This window comes from Brachyspira catarrhinii (assembly GCF_005518285.1).
Lineage (GTDB): Bacteria > Spirochaetota > Brachyspiria > Brachyspirales > Brachyspiraceae > Brachyspira > Brachyspira catarrhinii.
The window spans coordinates 1-943 of record NZ_SJDU01000611.1 but is presented as its reverse complement, the minus strand read 5'-3'; the positions used below and the strand labels follow the sequence as shown (position 1 = coordinate 943).

The window sequence follows — 943 nt, the reverse complement described above, 5'->3', positions numbered from 1 at the left end:
AAAATAACAGAGCGGATGAAATAGTAAATATTCTTATGAACGAACATGAGGACACGGGAAATGTCGCGAGTTTTTATAATAAGAAATCTAAATAATAAATTTCAGTCATTATAGCCGAATTATATAAATCGATATAATCACCAAACGCTTTTATTGGGTTTCCTCAATTCTGGCTCGTCATTACTTGGAATAACTTTTTTCAATTCGCCATAAAGTCGTTTTTCTTCGGCGGACAATTTTTTATTGACATCGATATTGACTATAACGAGCAAATCGCCTCTCGCTCCTCTGTTTAGATTGGTAGCTCCTCCGCCTTTGATTTTGAATATCGTTCCGCTGTTCGTTCCCGCTGGAATTTTTATTTTCACTTTTTTCTTATCCAAAGTTTCTATAACTATATCCGTTCCCAAAGTGGCTTGAACTATATTGATTCCAACTTCCGTTATCAAATCGATTCCGTCTCTTATAAAATATCTATGTGGCAAAACATTTATATACAAATACAAATCGCCGGGAACTCCGCCCGCAACCGCTTCGCCTTCTCTCGAAACTCGAAGTTGAGTATTGTCGTCTATGCCTTTAGGAATATTAACCGAAATTGTTTTCGGCTTTCTAATCGTTCCCGTTCCTTTACAATTCTTGCATGGAGTCGTCACTATCGAACCGCTTCCATGACATCTGCTGCAAGTCCTTCGCACGCTAAAAAATCCTTGAGCGCTTCTTATCTCTCCGCTTCCGCCGCAGGTTGGACAAGTCGTAGTTTTTGTTCCAGGTTCCGCTCCGCTTCCATGACAAACATCGCAAACATCGTTTTTATCGAGTTTGATTTCCATTTTCTTTCCGAATACGGCGTCTTCCAAAGAAAGATTAACATCGTATCTTATATCGTTTCCTCTTCTCTGTCTTGTCGAACTTCTGCCTCCGAAACCTCCGCCAAAAAACG

Annotated in this window: 1 protein-coding gene; it reads right to left on the bottom strand. The window is 39.7% G+C overall.

Going from position 1 to position 943, the window contains the following annotated elements:
• Positions 1 to 137: 137 nt before the first annotated feature.
• A partial coding sequence (locus tag EZH24_RS12610; protein ID WP_137999394.1) for a DnaJ C-terminal domain-containing protein occupies positions 138 to 943 on the bottom strand: 806 nt, incomplete at its 5' end.